Origin of the sequence: Carboxylicivirga longa (assembly GCF_050589825.1) — a bacterium.
GTDB classification, from domain to species: Bacteria; Bacteroidota; Bacteroidia; order Bacteroidales; family Marinilabiliaceae; genus Carboxylicivirga; species Carboxylicivirga longa.
The window spans coordinates 205-22872 of the sequence record NZ_JBNGOZ010000021.1 but is presented as its reverse complement, the minus strand read 5'-3'; the positions used below and the strand labels follow the sequence as shown (position 1 = coordinate 22872).

General features: G+C 47.1%; 2 protein-coding genes. Both read right to left on the bottom strand.

Going from position 1 to position 22668, the window contains the following annotated elements; genetic code table 11:
* Window positions 1-4: 4 nt before the first annotated feature.
* Window positions 5-20818, bottom strand: a complete 20814-nt coding sequence (locus ACRD7A_RS15505) for a PKD domain-containing protein (protein ID WP_430812046.1) — start codon at window positions 20816-20818, stop codon at window positions 5-7.
* A 199-nt stretch (window positions 20819-21017) separates the two neighbouring features.
* A complete protein-coding gene (locus tag ACRD7A_RS15500; RefSeq protein WP_430812045.1) occupies window positions 21018-22175 on the bottom strand; it encodes a DNA-processing protein DprA in 1158 nt (385 codons plus the stop codon).
* Window positions 22176-22668 lie beyond the last annotated feature (493 nt).

Below are 22668 nucleotides of genomic sequence, written 5' to 3'. Positions count from 1 at the left end.
GGATTTATCTCACTAATAATATACTTCCTGCTTTGTTAAACTCACGACCGTTGGTGAAAGTACCCGCTGCCTTATAAACATATACAGCTTGTGGTGCCAACTTACCCTTGAAGTTACCGTTCCATCCCTCATCAATGTTGTGAGACTCAAAAATCATCTGTCCCCAACGGTTAAATACCTGAATATGGAAGGTAGCTACATCGCGGTGCTGTGGTTTGAATATAGCATCGCTACGATCGCCCAAATTACCCGTATTGCCACTGCCACCGGGTCGAGGTCGGAAGGCTGTTGGAAAGGCTACAAAACCGCTTAATTCTGCCGTCACCGCCTCTTCTTTTGTCAGGCTACTCTCACAGCCCAAGGCATTCTCCACTCTAAGCGTAATGTCATAAACGCCACCATCGCTATAAGTATGCGAAGGATTGCGCTCCTCGGAGCTATTACCGTCGCCAAAGTCCCAGAACCAGCGGATGGCATCGATGGACATATCATGACAGCGAATTTCATCCTCAGGGATATAGACAACTTCAGGCCCCACCGTGAAATCGGCTACCGGATGGTCATGCACAATGATACGCTGCGTAAACACGGCATCCTGCCCATCAGGGCCGGCGACGGTTAATGCCGCGGTGTAAATACCGGCCTGCTCATAAGTATGACTTGGGCTGCGAACGGTAGATGAAACACCATCACCAAAGTCCCAGGTAAAATCATCACCTCCTACGGAATAATTGGTAAACTTGACCTTATGCGGGAAACACCCTTCTTCTTTATCCACTATAAATCCGGCGTCAGGTACTTCTTTATAATCAATGGTTACTTCGTCGTATACCTCACAGTCACCTGTGGTAATGCTCCATCGGAAGGTATTTTTACCGGGTGCCAAATCGCGTACAGTAGTATTAAAGAAGGTAGCATCGTCGAAGGTACCACTACCGGCTATTACAGTCCATAGCGCATCTTGCGAGCCCGCATTGGCAGCTTGAAGCAAATACTCAGGCTCATAAGTAACATCATCTTCGCCGGCATAGGCTGTAGCTTTGGCACTGCTGATCGTCACCATATCCTCGGTGGTACAATCGCCATAAGCAATGGTCCATTTATACACATTCTCACCCAGTCCCATACCGGTCACCATGGTATTATGCTTGTGCTCATCTTCAAAGACACCCTTACCACTCACCACTGACCAGGTACCGCTACCATCCACCGGATCGTTGGCATTCAGCACTATATAATCCTCACAGGTGGCTCTATTATCGCCTGCCTCAGCCTGATCCGGTACTTTGTTAAACACGATAAGCTGATCGGAAGTGAAGCAGTTACCTTTAATAATGCTCCACATGAGAATATTTTCGCCAAAGCCCAGGTTACGTATTACCGACTTAGGATCAGCGGCATTATCAAAATCTCCCTTACCCGATACCAGCGACCATTGTCCTTCTCCCAAACCATCCTTAGGAATATTGGCATCCAGCTCGGCCCAATCCTTACAATCGGTAATATCCGGACCAGCCTGCGCCTGATCGGCAGCATTGTTGGTAATGGTTACGCTATGGCTTAAATCACATTGTCCTTTTGTTAAAGTCCACTTGAAGATGTTCACGCCAGGACTCATATTACGAATGCTTGCAGTGGGACTTGTTGGATCGGTAAAATTACCACCGCCCTGCTCAATAGTCCATAAGCCCTGTCCGTGGAGAGGTTGCTCGGCTTTTAACTGATAATCGTTGTAACACGACTCATCATCGGCACCGGCATAGGGCACTGATGGTGCATTATTCACAACACGCACTTCATCCACCGATTCGCAGATGCCATTGCTCACTACCCAACGGAATACGTTCTCCCCTTTCGACAAGCCAGAAACCGCTGTTTTGGCATTGGTCTCATCCTGCAAGGTACCCGATCCCATCAATACTTCCCATCGTCCGGTACCCGGCGATGGAACGGTAGCATCCAGCAATGTATGGTCTTCGCACCCCTCCTGCAAATTACCGGCATAGGACTCGCTGGGTGCATTATTGGTAATACGCACCTCCGAGGTGGTCTCACAACCTCTGTAATCGATATGCCACTTGAGTACATTCACTCCTTTGGCCAGGTTAGATACCCTGGTGGTTGGACTGTTGATATCTTCGAAGATTGCCTGTCCGCTGCCACCAGCTACACTCCAGGTACCCACACCCGGATGTGCCGTATTGGCCGACAACTGATAGTAATCTTCACAGATCGGTTCATCGCTTCCGGCATTGGCTTCGATGCGGTTATAGCTGACCCGAACATCCGATACCGACTCACATTCATTATTGGTGATGGTCCATCGGAAGTAATTATCGCCAAAGGCCAGGTCTGAGATTTGTGACATCGGATCTGTATCATTGCTAATCACTGCCGAACCATTAAGTACTGACCACACACCCTTACCCACTGAGGGATGATTACCTCTTAGGGTTGTGCTGTTTTTCTCACACAAATTCTGGTTATCACCAGCAAAGGCTACGGTGGGCTTGTCATTGGTGATCACCACCTCACTAACAGCTGAACACCCGCCATAATTAATGGTCCAGATCAGTACATTATCGCCAAGCTCCAGGTTACGCACCTTGGTAAAAGGATTGTTCAAATCATCGAAGGTGGCGGTTCCGGCACCGGCCTTCACACTCCAGCTTCCTTTTCCGGGGAAGGTGGAAGTAGCTTTCAAAGTAGCAGTATCAGCACATAGTATCTGATCCACACCGGCATCCGTCTCCAGGTAATTATTGGCAATATTCACTTCATCCATCGACTTACAACCGCCATTATCAACGGTCCAACGGAAACGGTTAACTCCAACCCCAAGATTAATAACCTCCGACTTGGGATCATAAGGATCAACCACATCGCCCGAACCGGAGATGCGTTCCCACGATCCAATACCACGGCCTGATAGGGGTGCTGATGCATTTAAAAGGGTATGGTCAACGCATAAGCCATTTAGGATGTCCTCACCCGCATAAGCCACAGCCGGCTCATTATTGATGATACTTACCGAGTCAGTCAGCTCACAACCATTGTTATTGATGGTCCATACCAACACGTTTTCGCCCGGTGCGAGCTTCTTAGCCCAGTCCTTCTCCAGTGATGCCGGGTCGGCATGACCGCTCAGCACACTCCACTCTCCCTCACCAAAGGCCGGTGTATTGGGCAGTAAAAGAACTGAATCAGTACAAATTGTCAGATCATCACCGGCATCAGGTGCCGTTGGCGTATTATTGGTGATGGACACGTAGGCCTCGCTGTAACACTTATCGAGCGATATACGATATTTAAGCTCATTCACGCCCTGGCTCAAGCCCCGAACATAAGTCGAGGGCGAGTCAGCCTTATCGAATACTCCACTACCACTCACCACACTCCATTCAACGGTTCCACGACCCACTTCGGGCGCCACCGCACTAAGCTCAAACTCATCGGTATTACAGATGGTCTTATCCTGACCTGCCTTGGCCTGAGCCACCTCGTTATTGGTAATCACCACAATATCTTTCGATTGTGCACTACCGTTGTAAAGGGTCCACATAAATTTGTTTTCCCCTTTATCCAGGTCAATTACCATTGTGTTAAACTTGGTTTTGTCCTCGAATTTTCCTGCACCTTCAATCACGCTCCATTCTCCAAGAGCTGTAATCGGCTCGTTGGCTGCCAACTTAACAGTGCCATCACAAGTGAAATTATCACGTCCGGCATTGGCTTGCTCAATAGCACCATTGGTAATGGTTACGTCCGATGAGTAGGCACAAATACTGTTACTTACTGTCCAGCGGAAAACACTAACACCACTGCGCAGGTCGGTAATACGTGTACCTCCTTTATCGGGCGACTCAATAATACCACCACCCGATACCAGGGACCAAACACCGGATCCTACAGCCGGCTGATCGGCCACCATAACCACTTCGGTTCCTGTGATAAAGATAGGATCTCCGGCAGAAATCTCACGCTTATCGCCGTTGGCATCCACATAATACGGGTTGTTGTTATAAACATATACTTCATCAGAGGATTTACACCCATCGTGATCGATTGTCCACACAAAACCGTTCTTACCATAATCAAGACCGCCCATGAGTATTTGCGGATTGTTTATATCCTCGGGCTTAAAGGTACCCCCTCCAACACCTGACATCAGCGACCACTCACCCACATCTCCTTCTTGCGGAGGTGTAGCATTCAAACTCACGGTTTTGCGACAAATAATGGTGTCTTTACCGGCAAATACATCTACGTGCTTATTCAGTACAATAAGATCGGCTGAAGAGCTACAATTACCCCGGTTAATCGTCCAACGGAAGATATTTTCACCATGAGCAAGACCGCTTACACGGCTATCATGCGCTGTTACATCATCAAAAGTACCGGCTCCCTTAATCACCGACCAGAAGGCGGTCTCTCCTTCGTCTATTGCAGGACGATTTCCTGTGAGCACTGTTTCGTAGGCACACAACTCCTGATGTGCGCCAACAGTTGCTGTTGTAGCGGCATTATTGGTAATTACAACACGATCGCGACTTACACAACCCCTTTTGGTAACGGACCACTCAAGGGTGTTATCCCCTTTAGCCAGTCCACTAACGATAGCCTCGGGGCTGGTAGCATCATCAAAAACACCAGTTCCCATACCCAATGGGATGGACCACTGTCCGCTGGCATCGGCAGGTACCTCACTTGCTTTCAATGTGTAGGTGTCGCCACATTGTGTGAAGGCATCCCCGGCATCCACATCCAGCTGATTATTATATACGGTGATGGTTGCTGACTTGGAACAACCATTATTTTCCACTGTGTACTTAAATTGATTGGCGCCTTTCTGCAACTTGCTTATTTGTGTTACCGGCTGATCAGGCGAAGCAATCACACCCGAACCACTCACCAGGCTCCAGCGTCCCTTACCCACAAGCGGCTCAACAGCACTTAGCTCCACTTCGCTGTCGCATACATCAAGGCTCAGGCCATTGTTGATAATGGCATCAGATCCCTCGTTGTTGATCACTTCCACTTCGGCAAAACTCTCGCATCCGTTCTGCATCAATGTCCAGCGGAAACGATTCAATCCGGCAGGTAAGTTAGTTACCGTGGTATTGGCCTGTGTAGCATCGCTAAACACGGCGGATGAACCCACTGGATGAACCGCTACCCAGCCACCGGTAACCGAGGGATTGCTCAGGCTTGTACCGCTCAAACGAAGGGTACCATCACAAACATTGTTGGCCTCAGGATTTATCGATACCGACAAGGTATTGTTACGGATGGTTACTTCATCAGCTGCGCTACAGTTATTCAAACCACCGGCCACATTATTGGTCACGGTCCAGCGTAGCACCACATCGCCACGGCTCATATTGCTTAGTGTGGCATTGTGGGCAGTAGCATCACTGATCGTCGCCTGTCCGGCAATTACCTCCCAGCGCCCCGACCAGTTGCCGTTGATGGTTGCCGGATCGGTAGCCTTCAAGATGTAGCTATTGCCACAAATATGATCGTCCATACCGGCGTTGGCCGATGGCAGCGGATAAACCTCTACCCCCAGAACGGCAGCATTGGGTCCTTCGCCACAGGCATTGATGGGCGTTACTTTAACATCAGCACTTATACGATCCAGCATTGGATCCAAATCCACAATAATAGAGGCTGCATCGGCAGTACCCCGTATAATGAATCCGGCGGGCAGCTCCCAGCGATAAGAAGTGGCGTCGGCCACGGGGCTCACGCTAAAGGTAATCCCTGCTGTTCCCTGACAGAATTCTGTGGCAGAGGCCGTGATAGGTCCAACAGCATCGGGCAGATGCTTGGCAGGAATCCAGCGCTGTGTTATATCGCCATTGCCACAGGCATTGGTGGCATATACTTCCAGGTATCCGCCGGCAAAGTCAGGATCAAAATCGAGCACCACAGAAGTGGTTCCATTACCCGATACGATTGAACTACCGGCCGGTGCTGTCCATACATAACCGCCATTGGCATCACTTACAGCATCAATTGTATAAACAACGCCTGTTTGCGACTGACAAACTCCATCGGAATCATCCGTGCTGTTGATGACATTTATAGTACCCGGCAAATTATTAACCGTAACCACCGCCGAAATGGTAGAACCCATATTCATTGTACAACCATTGACATCTGTTACGCCTGTGATCTTATATGTTGTTGTTTCGCGTGGTGAAACCATCCAATTATATGTTGTGCCGACACTTGGCGAAACCACCATTGTATTTGGGTTACCGTTAGCCTCGTAACTTATTGTGTAAGGATAGGCCGTATTGGTAAATTCTATATCTAAGGTAGCTGAACCACCCTTACAAATATCCGTACTTCCGGTTAAAGTTACACCTGGCTTAGCATTCACAGTCACTTCAACCACACCATCGCCACCATTTGAACAAGTGTTGGCATCGGCTACCGAAAGCACACGGTAACGAGCATCAACTACAGGCATATCAGTTATGATCATTGGCGAAATATCCACCGTATCGGTATCTGAAGTACCATTATTTTCATCGATCCAGGTAACGATCCATGGTGCCACACCAGTCAGACTTACGCTCAACTGAACGGTACCCTCCTCACAAACTTCAGAAGGCCCGGATATGTTGGCTGTTGGCAAGGGGTTAACCACCAGTTGCACCTGTCCGTTTCCGGTTCCTTTCAAACAATTCGCATCGGCCGGATCGACCACTTTGGTAATCCGGTAGGTACGGCTCATCGAAGGTGTAACCGTTACCGGATATGGTGTTTTATTAACCGTTTCTACCCAATAGGTAGTACCATCATAAAGAGTAACGCCCAGGCTTCCGTCAACAGCGAAATCCCAATTACTGGTGGTCAACACCATATTGAAATCTTCACCCATACAGATCTTTGACGATCCGTCGGCAGAACTAAATACCACTTCTGCTTCAGGTTGTATAATGACTTGCTGATCCAAAGCATTACAATTACCACGTGTAGGTGATTGCGTATCAAAATTACCGGCATAATCATATGCTGTTATGGTATAATTGCCAGCCGGCAGATTGTTAAAGGTAAAGGTACCCGGCGTCTGAGCCACGTTCTGGGAATCAAAGTAGCCTTTTTCATTAATTATTTCAACTCGGTAGTTACCTGCATCATTAACCTTTCCTCCGCTTACTGTTCCTTCAATCACACCCGTTGAAGTACCGTAGCAGTCAACCTGACTGGCAACAGTAGTTGAAATCGTTAAGCCGGGATATTGTGTAATTTCGATGTCTTCCTGCACCGTAGTACCAACATCATCGGTGATGATAACGCGGTAATTACCGGCGGCCAGATTTGTCAGGTGCAGCGAAGTAGCATTTACATCCTGTGCCACACCCGGGCCTGTTACCTGTATGCGATAATGACTACCGGCAATTGGGAATCCGCCATACACACGATTGATGTGTAACTCACCATTATCGGCCCCATTACATGGACTAACCTGATGCACCGTCTTTTCGAATCCAAGATGCTCACCCGGCTCAACCACCTTAATACCTGTATATTCAAAGCTACAGTTATTATCGTCGGTTACTACCACCCGGTAGGTTCCTGAACTAAGCCCGGCAGCCGGATTCGTTGTACTAACCTGTGTATCGGCTGCATCGTACCATGCAAATTCGTAAGGTGCCACACCACCCGTCACATCCATCTGTACCTGGCCGTTGTTGCCACCCGTTACCGAGACATCGGTAATCTGCGGATTAGAAACGCTTACGTGCGATGCCGGTTGTTCAATCACAATATTACCCGAAGGCAATGTACAGCCTTTGGCATCTTGTATGGTTACCGAATAAGTACCCGCTGCTAATCCGGAAGGATTATTGCCCGAAGGATTACCCGGACCTGTCCATATATAATTATATGGAGCTGTGCCGCCGGAAACCTGTATATCTATTTCTCCCGTTAGCTCTCCATGACACAGTACATCTGTAATATTAACAGCATCAATTCTAATTTCCTGTAGAGGCTCTTTTATAGTATAAGAACCTACATAAGTACAACCTAGTATATTATCATTTACCACCAAGGTGTAAACCCCGGCCGACAAAGCTGATATTTCATTTGTGGTATAAGCACCTTCATTCCAGCTGAAGCTATAATCGCCACTTCCCCCTGTTACCACAGCAGTTAAAGCACCTGCTTCTTCTCCATGGCAATCAATATCCACAATAGCAACATTAACATTAAGTCCGGTTGATGCCTCAATAACAAAATCACGTGTGATAGCACAATTCACACCACCGGCTGTTCTGCCATCGGTAATGGTAACGGTGTAAGTACCCGGCGATAGGCCTTTCTGGTTGCGGGCACCCGGCGTAAGAGCCGTTGCATTGCCGTCGGCTGTTGACCACTGGTAAGTATAAGTACCATCGCCACCATTCACATCAAAAGATATGCTGCCATCGTCATTGCCACGGCACGAAACAGGCTGCACATCGATATTACTCATGGTAATGGCCTTGGTTAAAGTAGCAGACAGAGTAGTCTGACAACTTGACTTGGCCGGGTCGGCATCGGTAATCACCACATTGTAAGTACCCCCGGTAAGGTCGTTCTGATCTTTCTGACCCTTAACAATATTGGCCGGATTACCATCCACAGAACTCCAGCTATAGAGGTAGTTACCTGATCCACCGGAAGGTGTTAAGGCAAGGGCTCCGTTGCTTCCATCGCAATTTGTATCTGTAAGCTTGATAACACCATCCAATGGTGCATCTTCATTGATGATAATATCTTTTTGAGCCGTACAGCCATTGGCACCCACCACTGTAATAGTGTAAGTACCCCCTACAAGGCCACTCTGATTCTTCTGCCCTTGCACGATACCGCCGGAAACAGGCGACCAGCTATAGGTATATGGCGCAACGCCTCCCTGGATATCCAGGTTGATATAGCCATCGGCATCGCCATTACAAGTCACATGCCCCTTATCATCATCGCTGATCATTATTGGCAGTGGCTCCTTCACCTGGAAAGTATAAGTGCGGATGCAATTGGTTCCACCTTCATTCTCATCCAAATCAGTTACCTCAAGAACATACTCACCGGCAAACAGATTACTGATAGTCGGTGTTGAAGCGGTAAATGCTCCATCATCCGTCTTCGTCCAGCTATAAGCAAACTTACTACTTCCACCTGTCAGGTTAACCGAGATACCTCCCGTTTGACCGCCATTACATTTTACATCGGTAATAACCGGATTAATCGCAATTTCTTCAGGAATTGTTATGGTATGACTGGTTTCGCAATTGTTCTTATCAACAATTTTTACGGTATAAAGGCCACCCTTGGTCACCTTAAAGCGACGATAGTCAGTCACATCCTGGATGGCATTACCCGGTCCGGCCACATGATAGGTGAAATCGCCGAAGGCAGGATCAGGATTGCCGCTACCCCCTTTTATATTGCTCAACACCAGTGTGCGGATGTAAGGATCGCAAGCCGTAATCTCGTAATTAACATTAAAGCTAAGCGGAGCAGCAGGCTCTTTCACCGTGAAGGTGCGCGAGGCCGTACATGCCATACCGGTCGATGCGTCGGATACTAATACGGTATAGTCACCGGCTACCAGTCCTGCCTGATCTTTATTATTTTCATTGGCTGCTGTGATGCCGGGACCCGTCCAATAATAAACAGGATTGGCACCTACTCCGGCAACATCCAGTGTGATAGCACCGGAAGCATCACCATAGCACTCAACATCGTAGGTAGTACCCTCAATTACCAGCACTTTGTCATAGCCCACCACATAAGTCTCGGTTACGGAACATGCATTACGATTAGGATCCGCTATAGTAAGCTCATAAGTACCTACTGATAAGCCATCCTGATTAAGCGTGCTATTATCCAGTCCGAGGCCGCCATCGGGTGATGACCAATTATAAGTGTAGTCTTTGCTTGCACCACTAATAGTGATGTCAGTAATGCTACCATCGGACACTCCCTCACAGCTTGCATTACCCACATTTACGCTAACACTAATGGGCTCCAGTACAAAATCGTAGGACTGAACGCAATACGCTGGATCTGTGGAATTCTCATCATAAACCTTCAGTGTGTAACTGTCGGCAGACAAATTATCAAATGTTTCGGTATGCGTTGCGCCGTTTGGATTCACAATTCTTCGAACCACATCGCTATGATTAGCGGCTTCCAGCGTAATCAGGTAATTATGATCCATCGTAAGAATACGACCTCCACTGATTTCCACTACAAGCTCACCATCAGGCCATCCGGCACCGCCTTCAACACAACTGATTGATTCCTTAATTACATTTATCTGTAAGGCATTGGGCTGATTGATGAGTGTATTATTCACCGCTGTAACACAACCTTTGGCATCGGTAACCACCACATTATAGAAACCGGCCGTTAGTTTGGTAATCTCAGCACTTGACGTACCCACAGGTAGTGCAATATCGCCGGTACCATAGTTATAACGGTAAGGCTGCGTACCCCCTGTAATCGTAATTTGCAATTCACCGCTATCGTCGCCATTACAGCCGGTAATATTAACCGGTGTAACCTTAACGGCAAGGGCATCGGGCTGAGGAATCTTACACTCAAGCTCTCCCACACATCCCGTTGACGCTAAGATAGCTTCGACCTTGTATCGTCCGGCAGACTTGTCTGAAATCGATGTGCCGGTTTCGCTCAATGCTTCGAATGCTCCACTTCCTGCATTCCACTTGTACCACTGATAGCTAAAGTCGGCACCACCTGAAGCTGCAACAACTAGCGCCCCATCGCTACCGCCATGGCACGACACTTCTGTTACGCTCTCCAGAGTGATTTCAATATCCTCAGGTTCATTGACATACACCGATTCGCTGTGCGAGCAGGATCCGTTATAATTTACAGTAGCCTGATAAACACCTTGGCGTGCAAGGTCAGTAATTTGGGCATGCGTCTTTACGATTCCGCTGCGGCTATAGCCGGCAGGACCACTCCACGCAATTGAATAATTATCAACATTGTTAGCGCCGTGTGTAACAGTGGCTAAAACAGCACCATCCGCCTCACCGAAACAAGAGATATTGCTGGGTGACAGATTGATGATCAATTCATTGGGCTGTACCACGGTCAAAACCTGCGATACTTCGATACCCTTGTTATCACGTACGCGCACCGTATAATCGCCGGCATACAAATCACTTATCTCGAAATTAACATCGGGGGTGGTGGCCACATCACTCACTACCTGATTATCAAACTGAACACCCTCCCATGAAATTTGATAAGGTGCTTCACCTCCACTAATGAGTAAAGCAATTCGTCCGGTATTAGCTCCGTAACAATTAATTGCATTGGCCGTAGCAGAGAAATTAAGGGCACTTAGCTCATTGATTTCAATTACTTGTGTAAGCTCGCAATTAGATTGATCGGTAACAGTATAAGTATAAGTACCTTTAGCAAGGTTATCACGTGTCCATACATTATCAAAAGCAGCATCGTCTGCCCAGGTAATTGTATACCCCGGTGTGCCACCCGATGGTTTATTTACAACAATACGACCATCGGTACCGCCTACCACGGATATTTGCTTCACCGTATGCGTAACCTCAATCGGGGTAGGCTCAGCGATAACATAGGAATCAGATACATAGCATGAATTATTGTAATTAGCAGTTATCGTATAAGTACCCGGTAATGCTAAATCTTCCTGGTTGGTAATAGGATTAGCATCGGCAGGTGTACCGCTTGCCGAGAAGCCTCCCGGACCTATCCAGGTCAAGGTGTAATTATTCATATCGCCGGCATCATGTCCGGCCAGCTCCACCTGAATATGTCCATCCGCTTCGCCGGCACAAGAGATATCTTTTACCTGCAAGATATTAATAAGCAATTCATTGGGCTGCTTCACCTCCACAGGCTTCGACAAGGTAGCTCCGTTGGCATCGGTAATCGTGACCTGATACTTACCGGCTTGTAAATTCTTCAGCTCGTAGTTGCTCGTAATATTTGTATGACTGTCGCTGGCTGTTGAACCATCGTACAACACAGCATCCCACTGCACATCAAAAGGTGCCACACCTCCTTTAATAAGCAAGGCGATAATACCTTCCGCATCGCCAAAACAATTTATCGGTGTTGGAGTTGCTGTAAAGTCAAGGGCTTTCACACCAAGAATAGTAGCTGTATAGTTGTTTGTACATCCCGTAGCATCCTTGATGGTAAAGCTATAATCCTTTGGCGCTAAGCCGCTTCGCGTCCATTGTCCATCAAAGGCAGCTCCGTCTGCCCAGGTAATCGTATAAGGGCCTACACCACCGCTTGGTACATCCACTACAATCTTTCCATCGCTGGCACCCGCTGCAGAAATATGCGTTTCGGTATAGGTAGCCACAATTTCTGTTGGTGCATTGATAGTAAAAGTTTCACTTACAGCACAAGTGCTGTTATAGTTTACCGTTACGGTGTAGTCACCAGCCAGCGATAAATTATTTTGATTACTCACATCCTTAACAGCTCCGGCATCGGCATAACCACCGGGACCGCTCCAACTCATGTTGTAGTTGGGCATAGCAGCAGCATCGTGGCCGCTTAATGTAACGCTTATCTGTCCATTGGCCTGGCCATAGCAAGAAATATCGCTTTGTGCGTCCTTACTTATTGTTAACTCGGCAGGCTGTTTGATTTCAACTTTTGTTTTCGTCAGACTTACCCCTTTGGCATCCGTTACCGTAACAGAGTAAACACCGGCAAACAAATCTTTAATCTCCAGATTGTTGGCTGCTGTACTTTGCGTGCCCGAAACCACAGTATTATCATAAAGTGTTCCCGACCAATTTATCGTATAATCGGATGTTCCCCCCGAAATGGTCAGATCCAAAATACCGGTCTTCGCCCTAAAACAGTTAATGCTATTGGATACCACGGATAAGTCAAGTGCTTGATTGGCAAACACCTCCACATCTTGAGTAAATTCACAACCTTTTGCATCAGTAACTGTGAAGCGATAAGTATCGTCAGTTAGGTTATCCCTGGTCCACAGGGTATTACCATCATTCCAGGTGATTGTATAAGGGGCGGTGCCTCCAGTTGGAGGATTAGCCACCACAATCTGACCATCGGTTAAACCTACCACAGAGATATGACTTACTGTATAAGTGGCAGTTAATTCATTAGGCTGAGTAATCGTGTAAACAGGTGATGGTAAACTACATCCGCTATCATCGGTAATGGTCACCCGGTAATCGCCGGCCGGCAGATCAATGGCTTTGGCCCGATCGCCCTGATTGGCAGGCAGTACATCGATACCCGTTGACATATTTCGCCACTGATAAGTATAAACTCCACTACCTCCACTTACGCTTACCTCAACGGCACCGGTAGCTGAGCCGTGACAATCAACATCAGTAGTTATCACATTATCAATAACCAAGGCATTGCCCGGTTCACTAATAACGGCATCGGGCAAATTCTTCACACAAGTTGTGTTCACATCTCTTACCTGAATCTGGTAAACGCCGGCGGGCAAACCTTCTACAGGAGTCGTCTGCCATGCACCACCATTGATGGAATATTCATAAACGCCATTGGCCGGTAAAGTTGCAAAAGTCAACTGACCATCAGTGCCTCCCTTGCAAGTAACATCCTGAATAGTCACTGTAGTTGTAAACTCATCGGGCTCACTAACTACATAAGGACCCGTTAATACAGATTCACAAGTTTGCGTAATTTTATCACGCACCTTGAAATGATAAGTACCGGCTACCAAGCCACTGAAAGTCGGCGAAGTCTGCCACGTTCCGAACTCATTACAATAAAATTCATAATCGGTAATCGCTGCACGGCCGCTCGGGCTAATGGTAATACTTCCATCGGCTAAGCCATTACAGCTTACAGGAGTTACCGTAGCTGAGAGTGACAACTGCGAAGGCTGCGTAATATTCTGTTGAACAGTATTAACCCCAATACAACCCGCCACATTCATGTCTTCTACCATTATCACATGCATGCCTGCATCAACACCGGTAAAGGTATAGCTGGTTGCCGGGCCACCTTCCCAAGCACCACCATCGATTGAATAACGGTAAGCACCTGAACCTCCTGATGCACTGATGGTTATTGTACCATCGGCCGCATCGTAACATGTTACATCGGTGTAAGCATCCAGACTTACATTGATGGCCGTGTTCTCAGTTATGGTGTAAATCGGTGATGTTATATCACATTCGTTTGCATCGGTAATGGTAACTCGGTAATTACCAGCTACTAAGTTAATTGCATTGGCTGTCTCTCCGCCGTTTGCCGGAGACACCGGTGTGTTGGTATCAATGTTATGCCACTGGTAACTGTAATCAGGTGTACCCCCGTCAACCGTGATGGCAATAGCACCTGTGGCCGAACCATGACAAGTGGCAGGTGTCACCACTTCTGATGTGATGCTCAATCCGGCAGTCGGCTGCTGAATTACCACCGACAAAACATTTGTTTTCTCACAGAAGTCAGCCGATGTCGTTCCGCGATCACGCACCGACACTTGGTAAGTGCCAACACTTAAATTTTCGAAAACCGGATTTGGATCCCAACCTCTAATTTCGTTGGTACCGTCAGTCAAGTAGTACTCGATTATGCCCTCACCACCCGTGGTTGCTACGGTGAAACTTCCATCGTTACCACCAAAGCAGCTAACATCTTTATGTTCAGTAACAACTTCACTTGTTGTGAAATCACTTGGCTCAGTTAAAGTAACTGACAATATATCTAACTTATTGCATGTGTTTTGCTGGGCAGCTTCCGCGATGCTAAATGTGTAAGTCACTCCGGCACGCAGTCCCTTAAATGTATTACTAGCCTGCCACGGCGAAGCACCCGTTCCATCATTTATCGAGTAAACATAATTACCACTTCCTCCTGCGCCTGAAAGCACCACTTTCCCATCAGTATTATTGTAACACGAAGGATTAACAACAACCGGGGCATTAAAGCTTAAGGCAACAGCCTCAGTAACAGTTACTACAATAGTGGCCGGCGTACAAGTCTGTGCTTCAGGCTTAGCATCTCTTACCCACACCGAATAGCTTCCAACTGATAAGCCACTCACCACCAGTTCATTGGGAGCATTAGTAGCAGCCTGCCACTGTGAGTTATCTACAGCCGGATTCACCAACGAGAATTCATAAGTTCCATTTCCTCCGGCCGCTTGTACGGTGAAACTACCATCGGCACCACCACTACAACTCACCTGAACATTAGCTGTTTCGGTCAGACTCAGTGGAGCGGCTGGTTCTGTAATTGTTACCTGCGTTGCATTGTCAAATGTACATCGTGTATAATTTTTGTCCTGCACATAAATGGTATAGTCACCGGCTGCCAGGCCAGTGAACAGGTGCAGCGTTTGATCAGGCTGATTACTATTAACATAATTATCTCCATCCAGACTGAACATATACTCACCCGAACCACCTGTCGCCTTCACCATAAATTCTCCGGCGGCACCATCGTAACAATTATTGTCTATATGATTGGCTGCCACATCGTATTCGATAATATTCAGCGGATCATTATTTTCAATTATTATATTAATAGTTTCAACACAACCATTGGCATCTTCCACTGTCACGCCATAAGTTCCGGCAGCCAAACCATTAGCTGTCAAACCATTCTGACGATCGGGCCAGGTAATTTTATAAGCTGTTGGATAAGTACCCAGTTCATCGCCGGTAAACGGTGTTCCTCCACTCACCACAATAGTCGCACTTCCTTCGCAAGTTCCACCAGCAGAGCAAGGTACGCAGCCCACATTAATACGTTGCGCTTCGTCTTCCACCACCGTTAGGGCCGTGGCCGGCTCTTTAATCTCAACCGTGATGGCGTCTAATTTCTCACAGGCTGATGGTGCCAAGTCACGCACCGAGAATTCGTAAGTACCTGCTGCCAAACCGGTAAAGCTTGGGGTAGCGGTCCAGGTTGATGTTGCGGCAGATTCATTTCGGTACTCATAGTTACCGCTGCCACCCGATGCCTTTAAGGTAAGCGCACCTTCTTTATCGTCTTTACATACGTTGTGGGTAATGTTAGTGGCTTGCAAGATTAGTTCATACTGTTCAACAGTAACACTGCCCGTCATGATGGCATCGCAAGCGCCCACCTTGGCACGCACTGTGTAAGTGCCTTCAACAGATTGTCTACCAAACTCTATGGCACCACCGTCTCCTTGCACCTCAACAACCGGATCAAGCGGGGCGCCACCGAGTAATAACTCATAAGTTACATCGGTATTGGAACCATCCAAACCAATTATAACACCTTTATCTTTAGGATCATCGTCAATACAATATGATGCATCACCGCCAACTACTTCATTGACAGTAATATTGAAAATATCAGAAGGAGAATCGACAATAACAATTTCTTTTTCGTAATAGGTAAAACAGCTTCCCGGATCACTCAAATACTCGTAGCGGATAGTATAAGTTCCTGGTAACATAGCAGATGGATTAAGCACAGCCTTTCCATCATCTGCATTAATGGCATTGCCATTGGTATCGGAACCGGTATTGGTCAGACCTGTGATTTCTAAGAAGTTACCAACACCATCGGGTGTTCCATCACCATCGATATCCGGCATGGTACCCGTCAGATCAATGGGTGCTGAGGCACGGCAGATTTTCTGTCCATCAACCACTCCGGTAAAAGTTACCGGCTGCGCCAGGTGTACCCTTACATTTTGCTGAACCACTGCTGTACAACCATCACTCAACTGCTTATAAGTCATGGTAACCACATAGTTACCTTCTCCTACCGATGGATCAATAGTGGCCGTGTTATCCCCATTATCTTTTAGGAAATCTTTCACAAGATTTCCGTTCTTCTCAGCGGTAAACGTAGCTTTTACCTCGGCAATACCCTTATCTGCCTTGATGGTTTGAGGTACATCGTTGGTACAATAGTCTGTTAATAAATCAACAATAATTGTCTCTACCTTAGTAACGGTAATATTTCTCGTTCTATCAGTGACACAACCATGGTTATCAATAGTTAAGGTAATTGGGTTGCTAGCGGGCGCATAAACAATGTTGTCACTATTGGTTGAGAAAACTGCTTCAGCAGTGTCGATATGGGCTACGCCATTGCCCTTAAAACTAACGATGGCACCGGAGGGTATAGTACTGACCGGCTTGAGACTAACAGCACCATGCTCGTAACAGAAGTTGGTTTGTCCCGAACCGTTATCAATCAGTATCGATGGATCTAGCGATTCATAAATGCTAAAGTCCATAATCAGACGATTCACACAGCTACCCACGTTATAATTAAACACCAGCTGGTAATCACCAGCTCCATTGGCAAGGAAGAAGTCGGCGGGTACAAAATCGAAATCATCGTTGGGGTATGCCGGTGAAATAGCCTTATCGGCATCGTCCCAAATCTCAAAAGTTGTGGTGCCGGCCGGTGGCACGGCTCCTTCCACGAGACCTGCCAGGCGATACTTGGCATTATCACTACTACAGAAAGAAGTGGGGAAAGGGTTCACGAGCGACAGCGCCGTTCCTACTTGAACAGTCAGTGTAGTGAAACCCTCACAGTTGGTGGGTGCATCTACATAATCCAATCGTATTGTGTGGCTTCCCAGCCCGGCAGCAGCCGGTGAAAACGTAGCGGTGCCATCACCACCATCAGTGACTCCATTTCCGGAGAACACGGCTTCGTTGGTAATTATATCAGTACCCTTATAAACAGCTTTCAGTGTGATGACTGGCGAATCTTCGCAATAATCCAGATCCGGTACTGAGCCGTCAGGCAATAATATCTGTAAAGTAGTACCATCAATGGCGTTGGCGTGCACGGTAGCCTGCTCTATGATAGTATTAGAACAGCCATTGCCATCCACGTAGGTATAGGTGATATTGTAACTGGCGCCTGACATGCTTACTGCACCGGGATCGAAACTGGCCGTACCATCATTATTATCAGTGATACCCTGTCCTGCCCATGAGCCGCCATCATTACGTGGCCGTCCAAATAAAGTAATAGCCTCCTGATCTTCACAGAAATCATTGGGTAGGTTATCAATCTCAGGGGTGGGCAAGGCATTTTCGTTAATGGTAATATTATCGGCTAAAACCACAACACATGCACCGCCGGAGGATCGTGCTTCCACTGAATAGATACCTTCTTTAACATTGATAAAAGAACGGGCTGTGCCATCACCAGTTATGGCAGCTACATCGGCACCTGTATCGTCAATCAGCACATACTCAACACCGTTTTCGGTATTGGCTAAGTCTATTTCAACCCCCGGTTCATCAGCACAATACTCTGCATCGGGCACTGTTACGGTCTGCGTTTGCGGTGTGCGTTCCACTATCAGAGTGCGGCTCAGAAATCGGTCACAAATACCTGATTCAGCATACACGCGATATGTACCCGGCGCATTCAAGCCGTTAAATGAAACAGTTGTTCCATCACTTATGGGTGTTACAGGCGTATAGCTGGGATGTTGAATCTCTCCGGTGCCGTTATTAAAATATAAGGTATAGGTAACGCCGGCTTGCGCGTTGGGAATACTAATATCACCGCTGCCACACACTACGCCGCCAACAAATGGAAGGTCAGTGGGCTCAGGGCTGATGGTAATAACCCCAGTTACGAGTGCCTCACAAGCATTGGGAGCAGTGGCCAATACTGTATAAACACCGGCCGCCAACTGTGTTGGCGTGGCAAAGAAATTTTTGTCACCCGCAGTGCCATCACCAACTATAGTCTTTACCGGCGCACTTGTGTCGCCATCCAGAATAAGCTCATACGTCACCCCGGTCTGATTGGCACTGATACCAATGTTCTTAAGCTCATTAGAGCAGCCATCGCTACCTACCATAGTGATGCCTACCACATCAGGCGCCGCCTTTACTGCAAAGGATCCATCCATCAATCGTTCACAGGCTCCTCGTTTTGCATAGATCGTATAGGTACCCACATCACTTACGCCATCGAAGTTTATCGGATCGCTAGTACCGGCTATTTCCTGTCCAGCATTACCATCTCTATATAAAGTATAGCTAACACCTAGTTCAGAATCATCCAAGCCGAATACATGCGTAACATTGGAGCAGCCATCACCGGTAAGCTGTGTCATGGTTTGCTCAAGGGGTATTGTGCTAACCATCACCTGATCAGCCATTAACACAAGCGCTCCATCACAAGGATCAACAGCATATACGGTATAGGTACCCGGATCGCTCACGGTCCAGCTTAGATCCGTAGCACCGTCTCCTGTCTGTCGGCTTGCGGGTACTTCTACGTCATCTTTGGCCAGGTAATATACCACATCTTTCTCAGCAAGCGGACAAGTCACTGTTGTAGAAGCCGGTGCACACACATCAATACCGCTAATTGTTTTTACCACAGGAGCAAGGGAAGGTGTGAAATTGAAAACCGCCTCCAAGGGTAATCCTGATGCCATGCAACCATTGGCATCAGTCACATTCACCAATTGAATGGTGGTGGAAGCAGTGCGTGTGCCGCCTAGACTAGTTGTTTGTAATAAGTCATTATTTGCAGTCAGGTCGCGATCGCCTTGGCCTAATTCACGCAATGTATACACAAATGGAGCACCATTACCCCCGCTAAACTGTCGACTAATCTCAGGCGTGTACTCCGTCAGGCATAAGCCCGGTTGAATGGCATCAAAAACATTAACGACAGGACTTACTGCTTCTACAATGAACTCATTAGACAGTCGATAGCACTGATCATCGGTAGCAGAAACAAGCTTTAACTGGTATGAGCCAACTGCATTAGTCGTTGCCGTTCCTGCATTCCCCATAGTAGCATCCGAAACACCATTGCGCACCCATTCCATGGTATAAGTGCCTATATCGCCTCCTGAAACAGAACTGGTAAGCGTGGCATTTTGACCTTCAGGATTCTCGCAAATATGATTTCCATCAATCACCGCCTCGGGCAAAAGGTCCTCGGTTACCGTTACCACATTAGACACGATCTCGCGATCGCAACCTTCAACAACCACATGATAACTACCTTCTTCAGTGATCGGATAAGTACCACCTTCTTCTCCCGACAACTCTATACCATCTTTATACCACTGATACTCGTAGTTAACCGGATCAAAAGGAATTACCTCAAGTACCAGGTTCAAATCCACCACTGATGTCTGACACACCGATATACCGCCTTGCACACGCACTTCGGTGGCTGCAACACTGGATATTCTAATCTCATTCGTTTTAATCTGACATCCATCATGGTCATTTACGAGCGCCCATATCAAATCCTGATCATCATATTCGCTAGGCTTTATTGTACTTGCCTTACCAAACCAATTACCAGCATCTCCCCAAGCTTCCGAAGAACCGTCTGCATCATGCGTCACCCAAAACTCAACGGTTTCTGTCCACAAATCACCATCCCAGGGTACATAAAAATCATACTTCTCTTTTTCACATAAAACAACATCGTCCGTGTTATCATCTTCATTAAGCAACTTCCAATTATCAACATTAGCATCTTTAGACACAACAACGGTTAACTCATAATCTTTCCCCCCCTGATGATGCCAGATAATGCTATAGGTCACACCCCGAACAAAACCTGATACAATGGCATTGGGATCATTTGAATTTGAAAAAGTTAAGCTTGGACTAGCGGTCCAATAGCCTTTATCCCGATGGCCATTTACCGGCGGAGGCACCATTTCATCAAATGTATCACCCAGCTGCAGAACTCCACCTGCACAAGCCTCCACCTGCGCAAAGGTATTCTGTCCACCTACTCCTAACAACACAAGAATGCACAGTAAAACTGCCATCCTACCTTTAATGATATAATGAATTAACGCTCGGGTATTTACGCTCATGTCCCTATGTTAAGTTTTTTTACTCTTTTTTCTAGTCCAGTATGTTTGTACGCAGCTTCTAGCATTTTGTTTGCCCAATCATCGGATTTTTTACATAAAAGTTCATTTTTCTTACACAAAACATTCTGCCATAAGCACTAACTTTTATCACTCATGGTATAAACTTAAAGGCATTGCCGGGCAGGCATTTTACCAGCCCCGCAAACTCCAGGGCCAGCATGGAGGCACTTACTTTGCTCACGGGCAGGCCACTCTTCACACACAGCTCATTAGCCGTCAATTCTTTATGCTCACGCAAAATCATATATAATTTTTCTTCATCCTCATTTTTAAAGCTGGGAAATAAGGTCCTCTGCTGCGTAACTACCCCTGTAGTGCCTTCCCATCCCAGGGCATACTCCAAATCCTCCACATCCTCTATCAGGGCGGCAATATTCTTTTTTATGAGGTAATTACCTCCCTTGGCCAGCTCCTCATTAGCCTTCCCCGGGAAGGCCAGCACATCACGACTGTAAGACTGTGCGATGCGCGCCGTGATAATGGCACCTCCCTTGATGGGCGATTCCACCATTACCAAGGCATCCACCAGTCCGGCCACGATGCGGTTACGGCGCACAAAGTTGGGTCGATCGGGCTGTGTAACAGACATAAACTCAGTAATGAGCCCTCCATTCACAAGCATTTCTTTAGCAATATTGCGATGCAAGGGCGGATAGATGCGGTCAAGCCCGTGCGCCAGTACGCCCAATGTAGGCAGACCTTGCTTTAAGGCAGCACGGTGAGCACACACATCAACACCATAGGCCAAGCCACTCACCACCAAAGTATCAGGATGCCGTTGCGCCAGCCCTTCCACCAGGCGCTCGCAGTTGAGGCGCGCATCTTCAGAAGCCTTGCGCGTGCCCACGATACCAATCACTTTACGTTGATTTAAGTCGTGTGTACCCTTGGTGTAAAGAAGAATGGGGGCATCATCGCAGAAGCTGAGTCGTGTGGGATAATTATTATCGGTAAAATAGAGGGTGCTAATGTCGTGCTTACTAATAAAGTCGAGCTCGCGATCGGCTCGTGCCAGCACATCGGCCGACTTAATGGTGGAGGCAAGCCCTGCACCAATACCGGGTATCTTTGCCAAAGCCCGTGTACTTTGGGCAAATACATCCTGCTCGTTGCCCACATAGGCCACCAGGTTACGTGCCAACTTGGGACCAATGCCTTTAACAAGACTTATGGCTATTTGATATCTTAAGCGTTCTGACAATATTAGGTTTGGTATTATAAAAGACAGCTTCACATCACGTCTTGCCATCCTGGTCTACATAATCGATTTAAGCCAAGCTTCGAAAGCTCTTGAGCTCTTTAACGATCAAGCACTAAGGTAGAAATTATTTTGTTTTCAGCAAGCGCAGTACCTAATAAAAGGCAATGACATTAGTCATGAAATTGGGAGGTCGGAAGGGCGATGATTCAATCCCCCTGAGGCGTTTGAGCTGAGGGCTGTTGATAAAATTAATCCCCCTTTTCTAAGGGGGATAATCCTTTTTAGCTAGTTATGTGGCACATAATCAACGCTATAACAGTGACTTCCACAGGAAAGTAATCTGTGTTCATTCGCGTAATATGTGGACAAAGGTCAATCCCCCTGAAGCGTTTGAACTGAGGGTTGCTGATAAATTAATCCCCCGTTGCAAAGGGGGATAGTCCTTTTTAGCTAGCTATGTGGAACATAATCAACGCTATAACAGTGACTTCCACAGGAAAGTAATCTGTGTTCATTCGCGTAATATGTGGACAAAGGTCAA